Origin of the sequence: Xenorhabdus budapestensis (assembly GCF_017743015.1) — a bacterium.
Classification (GTDB): domain Bacteria; phylum Pseudomonadota; class Gammaproteobacteria; order Enterobacterales; family Enterobacteriaceae; genus Xenorhabdus; species Xenorhabdus budapestensis.
In genome coordinates this window covers 1123963-1141997 of sequence record NZ_CP072455.1, presented here as the reverse complement: position 1 = coordinate 1141997, position 18035 = coordinate 1123963, and the positions used below count along the sequence as shown (strand labels likewise).

General features: G+C 39.3%; 16 protein-coding genes and 2 pseudogenes. 4 read left to right on the top strand and 14 right to left on the bottom strand.

What is annotated here, in order from left to right:
* Positions 1 to 48: 48 nt before the first annotated feature.
* The 5 genes from HGO23_RS05205 to HGO23_RS05185 form a co-directional block, all read right to left on the bottom strand.
* Positions 49 to 1482: an IS1182 family transposase gene (locus HGO23_RS05205; RefSeq protein WP_209028188.1), complete on the bottom strand. Its 1434-nt coding sequence runs from the start codon at positions 1480 to 1482 to the stop codon at positions 49 to 51.
* Positions 1483 to 1802: 320 nt separating this feature from the next.
* On the bottom strand, positions 1803 to 2573 hold the full coding sequence (locus tag HGO23_RS05200) for a PAAR domain-containing protein (protein WP_244967895.1): 771 nt from the start codon (positions 2571 to 2573) through the stop codon (positions 1803 to 1805).
* Positions 2574 to 2585: 12 nt separating this feature from the next.
* Positions 2586 to 3011, bottom strand: coding sequence for a DcrB-related protein (locus tag HGO23_RS05195; RefSeq protein WP_099136992.1), 426 nt, complete (start codon positions 3009 to 3011; stop codon positions 2586 to 2588).
* Between the two features lie 554 nt (positions 3012 to 3565).
* Positions 3566 to 5977 carry a DUF5906 domain-containing protein gene (locus HGO23_RS05190; RefSeq protein ID WP_244967894.1) on the bottom strand — a complete coding sequence of 804 codons (2412 nt, stop codon included), beginning with the start codon at positions 5975 to 5977 and terminating at the stop codon, positions 3566 to 3568.
* Positions 5974 to 6168 carry a hypothetical protein gene (locus tag HGO23_RS05185; protein ID WP_099136991.1) on the bottom strand — a complete coding sequence of 65 codons (195 nt, stop codon included), beginning with the start codon at positions 6166 to 6168 and terminating at the stop codon, positions 5974 to 5976. Before HGO23_RS05185 ends, HGO23_RS05190 begins: the two co-directional genes overlap by 4 nt.
* Positions 6169 to 6407: 239 nt before the next feature.
* On the opposite strand from HGO23_RS05185, the gene HGO23_RS05180 reads away from it, so the two are divergent.
* Positions 6408 to 6590 (top strand): YlcI/YnfO family protein, encoded by a 183-nt coding sequence (locus HGO23_RS05180; RefSeq protein ID WP_099136989.1) that lies wholly within the window; start codon positions 6408 to 6410, stop codon positions 6588 to 6590.
* Between the two features lie 131 nt (positions 6591 to 6721).
* On the opposite strand, the gene HGO23_RS05175 is transcribed toward HGO23_RS05180, so the two are convergent.
* The 4 genes from HGO23_RS05175 to HGO23_RS05160 all read right to left on the bottom strand — a co-directional run bounded on the left by HGO23_RS05175 (position 6722) and on the right by HGO23_RS05160 (position 10340).
* On the bottom strand, positions 6722 to 7546 hold the full coding sequence (locus tag HGO23_RS05175; protein WP_099136988.1) for an antA/AntB antirepressor family protein: 825 nt from the start codon (positions 7544 to 7546) through the stop codon (positions 6722 to 6724).
* Positions 7547 to 7700: 154 nt separating this feature from the next.
* A complete protein-coding gene (locus HGO23_RS05170) occupies positions 7701 to 7982 on the bottom strand; it encodes a helix-turn-helix transcriptional regulator (RefSeq protein WP_099136987.1) in 282 nt (93 codons plus the stop codon).
* Between the two features lie 144 nt (positions 7983 to 8126).
* Complete coding sequence (locus tag HGO23_RS05165; RefSeq protein ID WP_099136986.1) at positions 8127 to 9110, bottom strand: hypothetical protein; 984 nt, start codon at positions 9108 to 9110, stop codon at positions 8127 to 8129.
* A 12-nt stretch (positions 9111 to 9122) separates the two neighbouring features.
* Positions 9123 to 10340 (bottom strand): tyrosine-type recombinase/integrase, encoded by a 1218-nt coding sequence (locus tag HGO23_RS05160; RefSeq protein ID WP_099136985.1) that lies wholly within the window; start codon positions 10338 to 10340, stop codon positions 9123 to 9125.
* Positions 10341 to 10814: 474 nt separating this feature from the next.
* Here HGO23_RS05160 and HGO23_RS05155 point away from each other — a divergent pair, with 474 nt between their 5' ends.
* The 3 genes and pseudogenes from HGO23_RS05155 to speD all read left to right on the top strand — a co-directional run bounded on the left by HGO23_RS05155 (position 10815) and on the right by speD (position 12920).
* Positions 10815 to 11162 (top strand): YacC family pilotin-like protein, encoded by a 348-nt coding sequence (locus tag HGO23_RS05155; RefSeq protein ID WP_209028187.1) that lies wholly within the window; start codon positions 10815 to 10817, stop codon positions 11160 to 11162.
* Between the two features lie 77 nt (positions 11163 to 11239).
* Positions 11240 to 12094 (top strand): annotated as a pseudogene (gene speE, locus HGO23_RS05150) (polyamine aminopropyltransferase).
* Positions 12095 to 12120: 26 nt separating this feature from the next.
* A pseudogene (speD, locus tag HGO23_RS05145) lies at positions 12121 to 12920 on the top strand (adenosylmethionine decarboxylase).
* An 11-nt stretch (positions 12921 to 12931) separates the two neighbouring features.
* Here speD and HGO23_RS05140 read toward each other — a convergent pair.
* From HGO23_RS05140 to HGO23_RS05120, 5 genes are read right to left on the bottom strand one after another with little or no spacing between them, the layout of a single operon-like run.
* Positions 12932 to 14533, bottom strand: coding sequence for an extracellular solute-binding protein (locus tag HGO23_RS05140; RefSeq protein ID WP_099136983.1), 1602 nt, complete (start codon positions 14531 to 14533; stop codon positions 12932 to 12934).
* Between the two features lie 34 nt (positions 14534 to 14567).
* Positions 14568 to 15455 carry an amino acid--tRNA ligase-related protein gene (locus HGO23_RS05135; RefSeq protein WP_099136982.1) on the bottom strand — a complete coding sequence of 296 codons (888 nt, stop codon included), beginning with the start codon at positions 15453 to 15455 and terminating at the stop codon, positions 14568 to 14570.
* Positions 15456 to 15472: 17 nt separating this feature from the next.
* Positions 15473 to 15859 (bottom strand): GFA family protein, encoded by a 387-nt coding sequence (locus HGO23_RS05130; RefSeq protein ID WP_099136981.1) that lies wholly within the window; start codon positions 15857 to 15859, stop codon positions 15473 to 15475.
* 18 nt (positions 15860 to 15877) lie between these two features.
* Positions 15878 to 16729 (bottom strand): DUF3865 domain-containing protein, encoded by an 852-nt coding sequence (locus tag HGO23_RS05125; protein ID WP_099136980.1) that lies wholly within the window; start codon positions 16727 to 16729, stop codon positions 15878 to 15880.
* 20 nt (positions 16730 to 16749) lie between these two features.
* Positions 16750 to 18009, bottom strand: a complete 1260-nt coding sequence (locus HGO23_RS05120; RefSeq protein ID WP_145956654.1) for a cupin domain-containing protein — start codon at positions 18007 to 18009, stop codon at positions 16750 to 16752.
* Positions 18010 to 18035: the final 26 nt, after the last annotated feature.

Below are 18035 nucleotides of genomic sequence, written 5' to 3'. Positions count from 1 at the left end.
TTGAGCGTTTGGGGCAGATTTTTGGTGAAACTAAGCTGACTTTATCACTCAGCTCAGACTGATGGCTGCCATCAAACCGACAGTTCCCAGTATGGTCATCATACGTTTCAGGTTGTAAGCAAGAACACTGAGGCTGATTTCAGTGCTCACATTTTTGAGGCGTTTAGTCAAAAAGTGAGTCGCTCCCATCCACATTTTTATCGTGCCAAACGGATGCTCAACACTCTGTTTCCTTATCACCGGGAATTCCGGATGCTCGTCCAACCGTTTTTGCATGTCATCAATAATCGATTCATGTATCCATCGTCTTATGCGACGGGGCTCTTTCTTTGATTTTGTGCATTGAGATCGGATTGGACATTTATTGCACGCTAAATTGTTAAAGTAAATATCCAGTTCTACACCTTTCTCCACTACTCTCATTCGCTTTTGTAAACTTTGACCCGCCGGACAAATGTATACATCACTGTCGTTGTCGTACTTGAAGAGAGACTTGTTAAAAATGCCTTTGCTCTCCGAACCTGACGTGTCAATTTGTGGCACATTCGCCGTGATGCCTTGATCATGCGCGTCTTTGATATCATTTCGACTGAAGTAGCCTTTGTCGGCTAACACGGTAATCGATTCCTTCCCCAAAACCTTTCGGACTTGCCCGGCAACTAATGTCAGTTGACCTCGGTCTGTTGTCATGACGATGTCGTGGCAAACGATGAGATGGTGCTTTGTATCGACCGCCGTTTGCACGTTGTAGCAGACTTGTCTTTCCATGTGGTGTGTTTTCATCAAGCGGGCATCAGGATCCGTCTGTGATATCTGTTTGTCCGGATGCTCATTAACTTGTTTTTCGAGTGCTTTTAGCTCAACTAAGCGCTGCTTTAGCCATGCTAATTTCGATGCTGCGACAATCAGATCAGACTCTTTTTCGTTCTCATCTTTGGCATCCATCTGGCTTAAATATTTCTCGATACTTTTTTCAACTCGCTCGATATGAAACTGCACTTTACTGGGGGTGTAATTTTTGGATTTATTATTGACGGCTTTGAATTTACTACCATCAATAGCGAACACGGCATCTTCAAACATGTTGAGTTGTCGGCATAACTCGACGAATTGACGGCAAACGTTTTTAATTCCCTTACCATTATCCTTTCTGAAGTTTGCAATCGTTTTGAAGTCGGGAGATAAACGTTCAAGCAGCCACATTAACTCGACATTGCGGTTGCATTCCTTCTCCAGCCGTCGCGATGATTGAATTCGATTTAAATAACCGTAAATGTAGAGCTTGAGCATCGTGGCAGGGTGATATCCAGGACGGCCAGTTGACTTGGGATTCACGCTTTCAAAACCTAAGTCGAGTAAATCGAGATGTTCAACAAAGACATCAATAACTCGCACTGGGTTATCTTCGCTAACAAAGTCGTCCATGAGTTCTGGAAAGAGCGTGGATTGATGCCTTGATTGACCAGTAATATGGTGAGACATGCCAGAATCTCCATGATTATGCTTACCAATCTGATGATACTGGACTTGGCTTTGAAATTGGATCGGTAGCTAAGACCCATTGATCATAAGTACATCGTACTTAGACCAAAAGGTGATCAAGGGTTTTTACACAGTCTGGGCGCAAAGCCGACAGTCTGATTAGGTTCCGCTCAGGTCATCAATAGTGTCAGATCGAGTCTTAGTTGGTACAACTCATTGGTGATTACAGAACAAAACTGTTCTCAACCATCTGTTTAATCTTCCAATTTTCTTTTTATAAGTACTGAGTGAGATACCATTCACTCATTTCTTTCAAACTATTATTTCAAAAACATCAATTTCTGCCCGGCAATGACCTCAACAGGACGGGTCAAAATACCCACCACTGGCAGCGCCACCCCAAGCCAACCCAAACGGCAGGCAACCTTACGGATTTTATCGGCCCCCGGTATCTTGCTGAACAACTTTTGTAATGCCCCGGGGCCTCTGGATGCCGCACCGCCAAAGCTAATCAATCCCGCTGCAAACATGGTCAAATCGGAAACGATATACGCCCATTTGGGGATTTCCGGCGTAATAGGGACTTCTGTCTTCGTCCCGCCGCCAATCAGGACATTTGAAGAACCTGTCATCACGGCCGCATCACAGGTTGTTTTATCCCCTACCCGTGAGGCAGGTAATCCATTGATAAAGACAGAATCGGAGCCTTGCGCCATCTGGCGGATACCGTCTTCTTTACTGCATACCACGGTACTGCGTTTTGCAATCGCTGCTTTTTTATTATTGATAAAAACATTCGCGGAACCACTTTCGATGGTTCCACTGGGACTTCGTGATGAGGCACCTGCCGAGACGCAGGCATCCCGCGCCATATCGCCCAATGCCCCCGCCGCCATACCTACCGCAATAGAAGCACCAATCAACAAAACACCGACCCCGACACAGGAAGCGGCCACACCTGCCACAAAGAGTGCACCCGCAAGGATACCCCCTGCGGCCGAAATCAATGAACCAATGATCATACCTGCAACTAACCCGGCCATTGCACTGGAATAGCCTATTGTATCCCCAAGCCTTGCCGCTTCTGGCATGATGTTCTCTCCCTAGAACTGGAAACTTTTCAGGCAATCATCCAACCACTGCCGCTGTGATTCAGTAAAAGCCTGCTGTGATGACATTGTAAAAATCAGCACCTTTTTCTCATCCCTCAGAAAAACAGCCTGATACTGATAAAGTTGTTGCCCTTTTTTAGGTCGGTAGCGGGAAAGGAGTAAGCTGCCTTGTAGCAGGTTGTCTCCTAATAGGACGGTTTGCTCTTCAATGAGCTGCCAATCACGCAGACTCTTTTTCAGCAAGACTTTTTGACGGGTTAAGTAATCGGCTAAATCTTCTCCTTCATGCAATTGATCCCGACCAATATTCAATGCGGGAACATTTGGCGCGATGATAATGTTAACAGTCTGTTCCTGATAACCTTCCGGTATGGTGATGCTGCCTTCAGTGAACTGACAACGCGGGCGTGTATCCATATTTCTTTGCCTCATTAATGAAGCAGAATATAACGTCACCGCTTATGTATTCCAGGATGAATAAAAGCACATGAGGGAAATTGTGATAAATCTCTCTTCTTATATTAAATTAGATAATTACCTTATTTAAATTTCACATAGTACAACCAATTAAAACTGCACTGACGCGCTGCGCTTGTCTTCTCTGGTTTGTCTGGCTAATACATTAACCAGACAAACCAGAGAACCTGAAAATACTATGCCAGCCAGAAAAGCTATTTTCACAGTCTACCCTATTAAAGAATTAGGAATAAAACTGTTCACCCTATTCACTATTGTTTATTTCTATTTAAATTCAACAAATTATATTGTTATAACTTCAAATCAAACTCATCATCACTTTTCACGCAAGCCTCCATCCAAAATCGTAAAAAGGTGAATAGAATGAAGAGTTATGAACACTAAAAAAATAACTATTCACCCAGAGAAGTCTTGATATATCTAGCTTCAATCAAAGGATGAACAGTTATGAATACTTTTTCAGCTTTATTTAAATAAGAGAAAATGTAGAAGAATTATTCTTCTGGCTGGTCATTCCTTGTCAGTTTTGGCATCCATTCATTGGCCGTTTCAATATTCAGACTCATATTGCTGCGAATGCCGTATTTGCTTTTCTTGCGCAGGTAATGCAAACCATACTCTGCCAGTGCGCCCGGCATATCCATACCAAAGCGGGTAACAGAAACGGGTTTATTCAAATTGTTGCCTTTCATATAGGCAAGATAGGCGTGATAGAGATACTTACAGGGATTGAATGGCATAATTTCCGCATTACCGATTAGCATGCCATCGGCTTCATTGGAAGCAATCAGATAACCGCAGAAATCCACCAGTGAATCTGTACCACGTTTGATATCTAATGCCTCTTCAGATTTCTGTTGCTCTGCCAGTAAACGCCTTGCTTCTTTCGGATCAGCAAATCGATGAAGTAAGTGCTGAATAATCACAGGCAATTCAGCAGCTATTTTGTCCCGAAGAAATGGATCACGTTCATTTTCCGGTACAACTTCGGAAAAATTGAAAATCACCCGACGCCGTGACACACCACCACTGCGATCACTGAAACTCATGGCGTTATTGTTCACCGCCAGCACGACAGCAGGAATGCGGGTTGAATAGGGCTGCTTATGTTTCGGGTCAATGGAAACCTCATCCCCGCCTGTAATGGCCTTGATGCCTGAGCCATCGCCCACATAACGAGTCTGGTCTGGCAGGACAATCAACGAATACCCCACAATCAGCGCTCTCTCCCTTGGGTTTTCCAGTGCGGCCATACTTGCTGAAACGGCATTCCTTTTACCTGCCAGCATAGAACAGATTTCAGCAAAAATGCTTTTACCACTACCTCCGGCTCCGGTGACTTCCAGAAAAAGCTGCCAATCGTAACGGTTCGCCAATACCATAAACAGTGCCGCCAGTATCCGATCAGATTTGTTATCACAATTAGCCGTTGCCCGATTGAGCCAATGCCAAAAATGCGGAGCATGGTCTTCCATGTTTCCCCCCGAAACAGAGGTTTTAAACTCTACATCACTGGCAAGCAGCAACCAGTCGTTTTTATTATGAGGCCGGAATTGGCACGTTTTCAGGTCAAACACGCCATTACTGAACCCGATTAAATGGCGTTCTGGCGGCAGCATCATAGGAAGCTGTAATTTCAGGGCATCCACAGCCGAACGAATTCCATTAGGTGAATATGGTGCTTTTACTTCAAGGAAAGCAGACACCATTTCCCGCATTAAATCGCGGTCACTGATTGGACGCCAGATGATACCGTCATAGCGATGAACAATCTCCGAAGCGCCATCCAGCGCTAACTCACCATCATAACGCTCCAGTAAGATCTCCCCGCGTTGACTGGCTCCCATCTGGCATAATGTCGGTTTAACTGACTTTTCATTTTGCGGTTTATTTGCAGGTTTTTCTTTCACTACTTCCGGCTGATAAAGTCCCTGATAAAAAGCCTGTTTTGCCATTTCTATACCATTTTTTTGGCGGTAATCATCCCAATCCGCTTTAACATCATCAGGCGGCAACGTGACCCATCCTTTAAACGCAAGAGCTGCCTTTTCTGCCGAGAGCTTGCCAATATTAACTTTCGGTTTACCGTTCTTATCCAGTTCATCGGAAGAGTGCCAGTCATTATCCGCTGCCATAATGATTTTCGTGTCCGGCCAGCGTTCCCGAACGGTCTTTGCAACAGAAAATAAATTACCCTCATCCAATGCGGCCAGAACCATACCTTTATATAACTGACTGACAGTCAGTGCCGTGGCATAACCTTCCGTAATGAGTACGGTGTCAGGTTGTTCTTTCAGTCCTGACAGGGAGATAAACGAACCTTTCTTTTTGCTACCAAACAGTAATTTTTTCTCACCATCCGGCTTGATGAGCTGCACTCCTGTTACTGTTCCATCCAGTGCTTGTAGTACCAGCAATAAAGAGCCATCTTCAAGCAATCGCTGATTGGGGCATTGCAGCCCCTTTGTAGTCAGATATTGGGAATGTCCGCTAATTGATTTTGCCATCAGTGCCGCTATTTTTTCGGCAATCGGCTGTGTTGTATAAGTGGTTTCACTGGCTGGCTTGGGTTCTGGCAAAGGCAACGACAGCGCATCAGTAACGACTTTTGCCGCCTCAGTGATGGAGATCCCTTTGGTTCTTGCCACTAAATCCAGCCCATCACCATATTTTGGCTCGTCACACTGGCGACAATGCCAATTGCCATTATGATGATCATCAATAAAGTGGAAACGGTCAGTACCTCCGCAGATAGGGCAGGCACCATGTTTCCCCTTTGCCGGAATAGCAATGCCACAAGCAGGCAGCAGACTTTCCCAATAATACATCGCAGATTTTTTCACGGTCTGGATAAGGTCGAGCGGTTTTTGGTAGACATGATGTCCATATGAAGATGTATGACTCATGATTCATCCCCATAAACCGCTGCCTGAAGCGCATGATAAACTTCCTGATTGATATCACATGCCAGTGCAATCAGGTTATTTAAGTCAATTGAACACTCGTCTTTGGCCTTTTCGAGAATGACATAAAACAAAGAGGTTGCCAGACCAGCTTGATGCATAGCTTGAGCCAGTGAAATAGGCTGTTTACGCATGATGTACCTCCTGAAAGATAATCTCAGGGGTAGCAAGTACATCAAGGCATGTAAATTTAGGGCAAGCTGGGGTATGCTGTATGTCAGCCATTATCGTTACCTCTATTAACGGTCGTTGGTTAGACGCCTCGACAGTGTTTGCCGCACTTCGGGGCGTTGCTTTTTGTAGATATACGCACTTAATTACTTTATATTGGTACGTACCGATATAATTCACCCTAACACACTGGTACATACCAATGCAAGACAATAAGACTAAAAAACCATTCGAGAGATCAGGCAGCACAAAAAAGAACATTCGTTTTGAAGATGAGCTACTTGTACAAATCGAATCTATTGCTGGCAGTGGTAATTTCAGTGCTTGGGTTAAAGATGCCTGCCGAGAAAGATTGCGTAAGTTAGGTATTGAGCCAAAAGGTTGAGTTATTCCATTAATTGTTTGATTCATAATAAAAATAAGATATGAGTCATCACAAAAGGCAGTATCTTTGTACTACCTACTTTATGTCAGAAAGCGAATTGCCCCCATCAGCAATTCGCATTGTTCAAACCGTTACTTAGCGTCCATACGTTTAGCCAACCAACGTTGAGAGAACCCCGTTAATTTGGCTTTCCGTTCGTGATAACCAAGCCCTAACTCAATCAAAGTGATATTTGATTGTTCCAAATAGGAAAGATGTTCAAGTTGCAACTGATTCATGCTGTCACGCGGTTGACCAGCAATATGATTTACCTTAGCCCACTGCTTAGCCGTCAACCCTCCTAACACCATACGATTCAACATATTGCTTTCTGTGCTGTAATGGTGGTTATCTGTTTTCTTTCCCTGTTCAGCCCTTGCCAGCTCTAATGCGGCACACATTGGTTTGTGATAATTGGCTGCCTTGATACGTGCTTGTAATTTGTTCCTAAGTTGTTGCGTTACTTTGGGAGCGATACGCTGTAAGGCTTCTTCGCACTCAATAAAATAGAGCCGCGCAGCTTTACCCTGTTCATTGCGCTCAACCATCGACAGCTCTTTAGCCATATTCAAGCTGATAATATAATCTGAGCCAGGGCGACCACCTTTGGAGGTTTTCCCCTGTTTCGGGGAAAACTGTGTATTATTTACACTTCCTTGTTTTGGTGTGTTCAATCCTTCAAGAACGATATAATCACTGTTTTCTACAAAGCCATATTTCTTAATTCTATCTTTAAGCCACGTTGTAAAATCTCGTCTCACTTTCAAGTATTCATATAGTTTTTTTGCACTAATCGCTTGGATTTCCTTGCCACCAATATTATTAATCGATACCGGAAGCATTTCTGAGAATTGTTTAATTTCCTGATTTTTGACGTAAGAATGCCTGCCACGGTTATTAACCATGTTTGATTTCATTATTCTTTTTCCTGTTTATTTAAATTTAATGGTAAGCCGTCGCGACAGCGTTATTAGTCTGCAAAACATTTCACGCAAACACACGCAAAACTGAATTCACCGAAATTCTATTTACAAAACAAGATAATTTGCGTGTATTTGCAGATTAATCATGTTAAATCGATTTCCTGCTATATGGATTATTTACATTATCGACTGCTGGCAGATTACGAACCCAATACAACAAATCACTCAAAAGCCAGGCACAAGAATTACGTCCCAAAGGTTTACGGGCAGGAAAACGCCCTTCTTTTTCCAAACACCATGCAGTAGTTCGAGAGATAGATGTAATATGTTGACGTTCTTTTTCCCGAACAAGGCGATCGTATTGTTCCCCATATTCCATCAAGATGGTACGGCGTTCTTCTGGTGTAGGTGTATGATATTGATTTGACATCCAGACTCTCCTTTCTTGTGTTGTCAGAAGTATTCTAGAGTTTCAATCAGATACATTCATCCCGTTGTAAGGCTTAAAGCGGGATGAGTTAATACAGAAAGGGGGTTGTATGGTTACACAACCCTTTGTATGAGTTACAGCAGGTTACTTCCTGTCATTAGGCGCTTTATGTGCGTTACTCAGTATTTCCGCAATTTTATCTTCAGTTTTAATTGTCAATTCATGATTGGGAAATAAAAAAGGTCGGCTGATAATTTCTCTCGCCCACGCAGAAAAATTTATTGAGCGATCGGCTTTTCGGCATTCTTCATCAAATACAGTTGGAAATTCTTCCCTAAATCGCATTGCAGCCATTAATACTTGTTCTCTATTTTTAGCATGTCTTTCTGCTGTTGGATGTGGTTCTTTAATTTTATTATTTTCTTTTTTATCAATGAGCACATCATAATGTTGTACTATATCGAGAGAATTAAAATCATATTCATTTTCCACAATACGTTTTATATCAATATCAGTAATCCACAAATCTTCATGAGTAATTGCGATATTTTCAAAAGAATCACGATCTATAACTCTATGATAATCATTGTCATATTCTAATGTATAAACCTTTGTAGAGAAACTTTCATCTATGATGAATTGCATATTAGACATATCTTTCGTAGGTGAGCAAGGTGTGAATTCAGTGCCATCAATATAAGCAATGCCATTATTCTCAATATCCTCTAATGATCTGTTTATTCTCCATAAACCAAAAGCCCGTCCTATTGCACATGAGTAGTTTTTTATTTCATTATTGTTACCTTCATCACCACTAAAGTACGGATAAACAACAGTTTCACCATTATCTTGGATATCAATATTATCAAATTTATAAAAAGAGTAAGGTGTTAAGTTTTTTACAAGACTATTGGCAATTGCTCCACCATAAGGTAATGAATCAACCCACTTATTCATACTTTCATATGGAGATGATGCTAATAACATACCCTGTACATTATTCAATTTAAGACAAAGAGATAATTTGCCATTAACACCACCGTTAATAAGATCTGATACTTCGCAGTTCAGGAATTTAGCCGCCCGTTCAATCCTGCAATATTTAAATGGTATTTTTATCTCAGCCATAAGATACCTTTATTATTTTGCTTTTAATATAACCACATTCTCATAATTACCCGTCAATACATCCAATCGATCGTACCATTTATTCAAAGCGTCTAACTTCTCTGGTAGGTATTGGCTTTTATTGTAAATAGCCATTACTCCCGGCAAGGCGTGCCCCAATAGTAACTCAACAATGTGAGGCGCTATACCAATGTTATTTAGCCCCGTCGAAAATGTTCGACGCAAATCGTGCAATGTCCAAGGTTTTGAGTGATTAAAATCTTTGTACAGCCTGCGCCCTTTTAATGATACTGACGCACGAGTTCGATCTTCTCCCAACAACAATCCTGATTTACCCGTTTCTTTTTTTAACTCAATCAACCAAGAACGAATTCCTTCAGGAATTGAGCGCACTATTTTTTCACGGGTTTTGCTGTGTTCTTTAGGTACTGTCCATACCCATGATGCAAAATCCCATTCAGACCAGCGAGAAAGTCTCGCTTCAATCGTGCGAGCACCAAACAAAACCAATATTTTTAATAACCTTGAATAATAAGGCTGTTGATCATTGCTATAGGTACAGCGCCAAACATCCGCTAATTCAGAATCAGACAAAACGCGGTCGCGTTGTCCTGCTGGCTGTCCCACATCCTGAATAGTAAGAATAGCTAAAGCATCACTGGTGGCATAACGACGTACCTTACAAAATCTGAGTGCTTGCTTTGAAACCTGAAACATCCGCCCGGCTGTTATGGGTTGTGTTTTATTTATTTCATCAAAACAGGCTACCCAGTGGCGGGTTTCACACCGTGTGAGAGGATAATGACCCAATCGGGGATAAATATGTTTTCTTAGCTGCGCTCTTGCGAGTTCTTCGTCTGTTCTTTTTGCGCGCGCATAGTGCACTAACCAATATTCCAGAGCATCTTTAACAGTCACAGGTTTTAATGTTTCTTCTATACTCAATTCCAACTCCATCCTTGGATCAAAACCTTCAGCTAGCCACCTTCTGCACTGTTCACGTTTTTCTCTTGCCACTTTTAGTGACATATCAGGGTAACGGCCTAGAGTGAGACGCTCTAAGCGACTACCACGCCCACCTCGGCGATATACAAACACCCAACTTAACCGTCCACTTTTGAAAGCCTTAATGCTCAATCCTTCACCATCAGCAATCATAGCCGGAGAATCCCTTTTAACTCCCAACAATGCTTTTAGTTTTTTGTCACTGAGTTTGTTTGTCCCTGCCATTCGTTACCTCAACATAGTGTCTCTGTCTGAGTGATACACCGAGTGATACACCATTCATTGTAACAATCAAAAAAGAGACATTAACACTAAAACACAAAATGAGGCTATCTTTTTGATATAACAGGATAAAAAAGGAGAAAATTGAAAGCATCTAATAGCATAAAAACACAATATTTTATGCTTCTACAATATGTTTCATTATAAATATAACCAGTTGATTTTATTTTAAATAACCACAATAACCATCAATAATAAGCGTGATTATTTACACACCGATCAACACCATAAGCTCATCGAGCGCATAAAATAACACTCTCTGATATCAGAACAAACCCCATTCATTAACACACGGTTAATTTTTTACTGGTAATTAAAAATGGTAATTTTTCCAAATTCAGGTAAATAAAGTTTGGCTAATAAAGATATTAATATGTTAACTTAGCAAAATAGTAAAAAATCAATATAATAGGAACTATGCAAAAATTTGCCTTATTGACTTACATTCTGGTTCTATTTGGTTTCACACAACCTGCAAGGGCTTTGTCTGAAAATGAAGCTGAAGATCTTGCTGATCTCACCGCAGTCTACATCTACCTAAAATATGATTGCGGTTATAGTCAGATCCCGGAAAGAGAAATCAGACGTACAATTGTTTATTTTGCCCAACGTAATAAATGGGACCTTAGTAACTATAATGGTCAGTTAATGGAGAAACTAAATCAGTTGGGCTATAACGATCTGAAGGGAATCAACCTGCCTCATGAGGTAAAATGTCATTCTCTTGCCCGACACTCCCTCAGCCTACTTGCTTATGTCAAATAACTTTTAATCACTCTCAGGTAACTATCACAGTGCAACTAATTTTTGAGTTGGCTATTATGTGCGCCTCATAATCATGAGTGCCACAATGGAGGAATGCCATACATGCCAATTTTGGTCAGTATTTCACAGTTGAAAACGTGCTCTATCACAATAAAACCGAACATCAAGATCTTATTATCTTCGAAAATGCAGAGATGGGTCGCATTATGGCTCTTGATGGTGTAGTACAAATTACTGAGCGGGATGAATTTATTTATCATGAAATGATGGCGCATGTTCCACTATTTGCCCATGGGCAGGCCAAAAACGTTTTGATTATTGGTGGGGGTGATGGCGGAATGTTGCGTGAAGTTTGCCGTCATAATTATCTCGACAATATCACTATGGTAGAAATTGATGCAGGAGTTGTTGAATTCTGCCGCCAATATTTACCAAACCATAATGCAGGGGCTTATGACGATCCCCGTTTCAAACTCGTCATTGACGATGGTGTCAGCTTCGTTAATACAACTTCTGACAAATTTGATGTCATTATCTCTGATTGTACTGACCCAGAAGGGCCCGGAGAAAGTTTATTCACATCTGAATTTTATGAAGGCTATGCTCGCTGCCTGAATGACGGTGGCATTTTTGTCGCCCAAAATGGCGTTTGTTTTTTGCAACAGGATGAAGCCATCACCAGCCATAAAAAATTAACTCATTGTTTTGCTGACAGCGGTTTTTATCAGGCTGCTATTCCTACTTATTACGGCGGGATCATGACATTTGCATAGGCAACCCAAAATCTTACTTTGCGCCAAGTATCTCTAAAAACTCTGCAACAACGTTTCGACAATGCGGCTATAACCTGCCGTTACTACACCCCAGCAGTACATGCAGGCAGTTTTGCTCTTCCACAATACTTGCTGGATTCTCTATCTGGAAACCCATAGTCACCCATACCAGGAGGTGAAATAAATTGCGTAAACTGAAATTGCACGGCTTTAACAATCTCACAAAAAGCTTGAGTTTTTGTATCTACGACATTTGTTATGCAAAAACGAACGCCGATCGCGACAGTTATATCGCGTACCGCGTACATTGATGAACAGTATAATGCAAATCGCTTAACTGAAATTCTCAGTGAAACCTGTTCAATCATTGGTGCAAACATTCTTAATATTGCCCGCCAAAATTATGATCCTCAAGGGGCAAGTGTAACCATGCTGATTAGTGAAGAATCCATAGATCCCAGACTTGTGGATAATACGGAAAATCCAGGCCCTCTGCCTGACTCTGTCGTCGCCCATTTGGATAAAAGCCATTCTGTTACATACCTATCCAGAAAGCTACCCTGATGGCGGTATATGTACATTCAGGGCAGATATTGAAGTTTCCACTTGTGGCGTCATTTCACCACTTAAAGCCCTCAATTATCTGATCTATGAATTGGAATCTGACATTGTAACGATGGACTACCGTGTTCGTGGTTTTACCCAGGATATAAACGGAGTAAAGCTGTATATCGATCACGAGATTAATTCCATTCAAAATTATGTGACCGAAGAAATCCAATCTCAATACCATATGATGGATGTGAATATTTTTCAGGAAAATCTTTTCCATACCAAAATGATGCTAAAAGAATTTACTCTGAATGAATATTTATTTAATACCACAGCCGAAGAATTAAGCGAAACAGAAAAAAACGAAATTATCCGTTTGCTTAAAAAAGAGATTCAGGAAATTTATTACGGTCGCAACTTACCGAATATCTAAAGACTATTCTTTTATTTTAAAAGTTGTTGCCAAATATCAGTATATTTTTCACGAGCAAAAAAAGGACAATCTATTGAATAATCTGAATTTTTTAAGACCTGCTCAGGAATGTTAAACTCGGGAGCATTTTGCATCCATGAAGGTAAATAAGTATTAGCTCCTTCTATTGCACTATCATATCCATGAAAAGCAGAGTTTAGAGCTGCATTCTCAGGTTGCATGATGAAATCCATAAATAATTTGGCATTTTCATAATTTTTTGATTTTTTGAGAACAACTAGATTATCACGAAAGATCAATGTTCCCTCACGAGGAAAACTAAACTGAATATGAGGATTAATTGTACGTTGTCGCATTGCTGCACCATTCCAGTCTATACTCGCTTTAAACTTCCCTGAAGCCATCATATACACACTGCCATAATCCATTGCTGCCCAATGTTTTTTTGCTTCAAATAAAGTGTTTCTAACTTTTTCTAGTAATTCAGGGTTTGAATCACATATTTTACCACCATGATAACGAATGGCTGCATAAATTAGTTCATTCATATCTGAACCTACGTTAATAGTTCCAGATAGTTCTTTTGGTGGCTCTAATATAATTTTCCATGTATTAGCATCACCATCATAAGTATCAGTATGTACGGCAATACCAACAATACCCCAAGACCAAGGAATACCATAATTTCTTTTAATATCAGAGGGAGATTTTTGCCAGGAGGAGGAAATATTATTAAAGTTTCTTAATGTATGTACATTAATAGGATTTAATAGCCCGGCTGTTATCCAATGAGGTAAGAAATTATCAGAAATAACGACAATATCTGCATCAATTTTCCCTTTTTGAATGTTGTCTAACGCCTCCTCATTTGATTTATACTCCAGTAATAGAATATCTATATTATATTCTTTTTTAAATTTTTTAAGCAACTCTGGGCTAGTATAACTCTGCCAATTGTATAAAATTAATGAATTTTTGGCTTTTGCCACCCCTGAATAAACTAGCAAAAAAGAAAATAAAATGAGTATAGTCGATGCTATTCGGAGAAAACCCCCAATATACTTACGCAAGTGTTTATTAGAATGAATCATATTCCCTAAAAATACCCATAATGCCCCTATTGGTATTAAAACTATCAAAAAAATAATAATTGAAGATAAAAAAACATTTACAGAGTTAAATGCGCTTATCGGAATAATGGTGCTTACGAATAATATCGCTTTAGGATTTAACAATGTTGCTATTGTCACATCAACGAAGTTTGTGTATTCCCCCGAAGGTGTCTTTACTAAGTTAGAGCCATTGGAAGTTAAGTAACCCATTGTTAAACTTAGCATCCATAATTTAAAAGCTAACCAAAATACATAGATAGAAGATAATAATTTAGCAATCTGATATATAGAAGGGAATGTTTTCGCCAGAGATAATAAGAAAAAACCCCATATTGAAATAGCTATTGTATATCCTATTGCTTCTGCAAAAATAAAATGGAATGATTTATTTAATCCTCTTTGCATTCCGGCTGACAATAACAATGTATTTGTTGGCCCAGGAGTAATTAAAACCAAAGCGATATAAAAGGCCATAATTAACCATTCATTGAGCGTGACCATAATTTTGTCCGATAAGCGTTTCGTTAATTATAATTTAAAAAGGAGAAAACGGACGAGAGGGTGAATATATAGATATTTGTTTTTCCCCTTGTGCTACTTGACATAACCTTTCTATGCCAATTGCAAATCCAGAACTAAAAGAAGATAATTTATTATCTTTTATCATCGAGCATATTATTGAATCTTCAGCTCCAAACATATTAAGTTCTCTAGCCTGACTTTCAAAAAGTCCTACATTATCTTCGTCGGTATAACCATGAACAATTTCTATTCCATCTATCAGAATTTCAAAGCGCTCCACAATTCCTGTTGTTTCTGTTCTTTTTTTTGCGCGTATTTCAGTAAGTAAAGGAAAATCTGTTACTATCATGCAACATCGCTGAGATAATGGTTCAATATTCTCAACAATATAACGGTCAACTAAAGTTAAAGGTGGACTGGCTGTATCACAGTATATTTCCCTTAAACAATTAATGAGTTTTAAAGAAGCTTTAGGGTCTTCAAAAAAATCAACAGAAAGTTTTTGATTAAGGTGATCTGCAAATGAAAATACACTAATTTTACCTTTATAAAACATTTCTATTATTAATTTAGCAAGCTGAAGCATTTCATCAAGGGTTGAGTCTTTTTTATATAAGTCAAGCATTGTGAATTCTGGCAAATGTGTATTATCTACTACGTCGGGTCTAAAGCTAGGACCTATCTCGTAGATGCTGTCATGGAATTGAATATTAAAACGAAGAGCATACGCAGAGGATTCTCTTAACCAGCTTCCATTGTGAAGAGAGAGTCGTGGGCGAGAATCATCACCAGCGTAACGACGCATGACCGGCGTCATAATTTCAATAAAATTTTGGGAATCAAGGAACGTACGTATGCGGCGAACTAACGCCGCTTTATACAAAATGGGTGAATTCAACATTTGACTGATTCTCTCTATTAATGTTCGATGGTTATAGACCACCAACGCGGGCGAGATGATTTAAATGAATGAGCAGTAGGACGAAGATTTTTCTTGCTTTTGCTATCAAAATTACCAAGCAATAAGCCGATAGTAGGACCATCGTCTATGGCCCCTAGAGAGCTTCCACATTGTGGACAAAATGCACGGCTAGAATAGTCAGAGGAGCGAAATAATGAGGGTACTCCTCCAGGTCCACCCCACTGCACAGCATCTTTAGGAAATTCAACCCAGCATAGAGTCAATGAACCAGAATGTTGTTGGCACATAGTACAGGAACAAGTGTGTGGATTACCAGCTTCACCTGCTGCTACAAATCGAATATGTCCGCAAAGACAACCACCAGAGTATTCATTTTTTTTCATTACATTCACCTAGTAAAGTTACTGATTGTTAAAACGATTTTTTAAAATCAAATGATGAATTTCAACCCATTGATCAACGAAAGGGGTGAGCATCTGAAGAAAGCCATCCACAATCTGAGGTTGCTGAAAGTGGAATAAATTCGCATCCCTGATAAACTTGGCAATTCCATCTTGATGCCCACGTTCTACAGCTACATTGTTAGTTGCTGCATTATGTGTTTCATCCAAGTGCATACGATAATAAAAGTCAAGTTTTGTTAATAAGTCTCCTGTTCCTCGACCCGTAATTTGTCCCAGGCGATTGGTGATATCCTGTAAAAGTAAAGTTTCTGAAATTGCAACAGCTTCAGTTGCATAATACATTCCCAGCAATGTTGAAGGGCAATGGGACCAAGTGAGTATGTCAATTAAAGAGATAAGAGTGCGTGTTGAAGAAACTCGTGGCATCCAACCATTGATTCGAAAATCTAAATCTGCCAGTAATGCCCCACTAAAAACAACGTAGTGTGCTGGTAGTTTTCCTCGTTCGCCACCTTCTTCTAAAAAGTTACGTGTCAATTCTTGTGCTAGTTCGGGGCAAAAACCACGAACATTATCAGCTGCTCTTAAAAGCATTGTGGAATTGTAGCGAGCAAAAATAGAAAGTTCGCCTATATATAATTTCGCTTCATTCTCATCAAGGTTTGAAGGATTTATTAGCGCCTTAATTTGATTGTAAAGAGTTATAATCATAGGATCAAAATGTTTATCGATGAGTTCATTTCCATCAATCTTTTCTTTTCCTTCGCTAATAATGCAGTTAAGTAGCTTTCCAGTAGATGTATTTTTTGTTAGGTAGTCATCTACCAATGCTGGAAAATTCCTATACATATTTATTACTCCTAAAAATTTTAATATAAAGTTAATCCACCAGTACAAGATAATTTTTCAAGTATATTATGAATTAACCCTGGACTTGCTGTAACAGCATGATAATTATTAAGATTTGATAAAATATCTAAAATTTCTTTATTTGCAGGCAATACTAAACTTCTTGTTGCAATAAATACGCGAATGTCATTGCATTCACAATCTAATCCATACTCATAGCTAATAACAAATGGCGGTTGTAGTAAAATTTGAGAATTAACAGGAATAGTTAATTTATTTTTTTGCTCAGGTTCTTGTAATGGATTAGCGTTTATATTGGAAGGTAACTCCCAACCACCATTACTACGCAGTCTGTGCCAATAATAATTCACATATTTAGGTAAATCTTGCTGAGTCCATTTAATCATTGTTTCTGTTAAAAGATTAACAAATGGTTTAGCTATAAATTGATTATTATTACATGAAATTAATTCTGACATTCCTTCTTGATCAAACGATAATGATTTTTCTATAAGAGTTGGAAGAATTTTTATAGCCATAAAGCGAGATAATGGATAAGTATAGAATGGTAACGCAATAGATACAGAATATTCATCTTGACGACCAACATGATAGACAGATGCAGGTAGATATAGGGCATCTCCTGGCTCAAGGATATAAAGAGTACCTTTTTCCATTAATTTATCATAAATTTCTGAGTCGGAGAATGTTGGTTCACGTGAATTTGTTATTTCTAAATATAGCTCTCTTGGCCAACAGTAAAAATACTTAACACCTGGTCCTAAATGACACAAAAAGGCATGTTCAAAACCTTCATGTATCCCAAAAGCTGTCCCTGAATAATTACCACAAAATGCTGCCTGTTCAATTCCTCCAATAGGAAAACCCTTATATGCAAAAAAAGATTGTGCAAATAATCCGAAATCGGCAGCTAACTTTGAATTAGATTGTTCAAGATTGTTAATAACTAAACTGAAACGTTCTTTTCCTGTTAAACGTTGCATAAAATTCACAATTGTTTCATTTGGCAATACTCCCTCGGAAAATAATTTCTCCACAAGATCATCACGACGTTTTTCACCATCATAAATACGTAAACGACAATCAGTTTTTTGTAAATTTGATTTTATACGTAAATTATAAAATGCTTGTTGAACAGTTTCATGATTAGAAAATCCTTCATTTAAAGGTAGTATTGATTTAAAGAGAAAAGGAGATTTTCCATAATTTGTTTTTTCGTCAAATCCTTCCCACATTTTTTTGTGAAAATTATTTTTCATTGTTTTACCTTTTTATTATTAAGATT

What these genes read in the sequence shown, in the direction of transcription:
- HGO23_RS05205 (WP_209028188.1), bottom strand. Translation starts at nt 1,482, where the DNA reads ATGTCTCACCATATTACTGGTCAATCAAGGCATCAATCCACGCTCTTT.
- HGO23_RS05200 (WP_244967895.1), bottom strand. Translation starts at nt 2,573, where the DNA reads ATGCCAGAAGCGGCAAGGCTTGGGGATACAATAGGCTATTCCAGTGCA.
- HGO23_RS05195 (WP_099136992.1), bottom strand. Translation starts at nt 3,011, where the DNA reads ATGGATACACGCCCGCGTTGTCAGTTCACTGAAGGCAGCATCACCATA.
- HGO23_RS05190 (WP_244967894.1), bottom strand. Translation starts at nt 5,977, where the DNA reads ATGAGTCATACATCTTCATATGGACATCATGTCTACCAAAAACCGCTC.
- HGO23_RS05185 (WP_099136991.1), bottom strand. Translation starts at nt 6,168, where the DNA reads ATGCGTAAACAGCCTATTTCACTGGCTCAAGCTATGCATCAAGCTGGT.
- HGO23_RS05180 (WP_099136989.1), top strand. Translation starts at nt 6,408, where the DNA reads ATGCAAGACAATAAGACTAAAAAACCATTCGAGAGATCAGGCAGCACA.
- HGO23_RS05175 (WP_099136988.1), bottom strand. Translation starts at nt 7,546, where the DNA reads ATGAAATCAAACATGGTTAATAACCGTGGCAGGCATTCTTACGTCAAA.
- HGO23_RS05170 (WP_099136987.1), bottom strand. Translation starts at nt 7,982, where the DNA reads ATGTCAAATCAATATCATACACCTACACCAGAAGAACGCCGTACCATC.
- HGO23_RS05165 (WP_099136986.1), bottom strand. Translation starts at nt 9,110, where the DNA reads ATGGCTGAGATAAAAATACCATTTAAATATTGCAGGATTGAACGGGCG.
- HGO23_RS05160 (WP_099136985.1), bottom strand. Translation starts at nt 10,340, where the DNA reads ATGGCAGGGACAAACAAACTCAGTGACAAAAAACTAAAAGCATTGTTG.
- HGO23_RS05155 (WP_209028187.1), top strand. Translation starts at nt 10,815, where the DNA reads ATGCAAAAATTTGCCTTATTGACTTACATTCTGGTTCTATTTGGTTTC.
- HGO23_RS05140 (WP_099136983.1), bottom strand. Translation starts at nt 14,533, where the DNA reads ATGGTCACGCTCAATGAATGGTTAATTATGGCCTTTTATATCGCTTTG.
- HGO23_RS05135 (WP_099136982.1), bottom strand. Translation starts at nt 15,455, where the DNA reads ATGTTGAATTCACCCATTTTGTATAAAGCGGCGTTAGTTCGCCGCATA.
- HGO23_RS05130 (WP_099136981.1), bottom strand. Translation starts at nt 15,859, where the DNA reads ATGAAAAAAAATGAATACTCTGGTGGTTGTCTTTGCGGACATATTCGA.
- HGO23_RS05125 (WP_099136980.1), bottom strand. Translation starts at nt 16,729, where the DNA reads ATGTATAGGAATTTTCCAGCATTGGTAGATGACTACCTAACAAAAAAT.
- HGO23_RS05120 (WP_145956654.1), bottom strand. Translation starts at nt 18,009, where the DNA reads ATGAAAAATAATTTTCACAAAAAAATGTGGGAAGGATTTGACGAAAAA.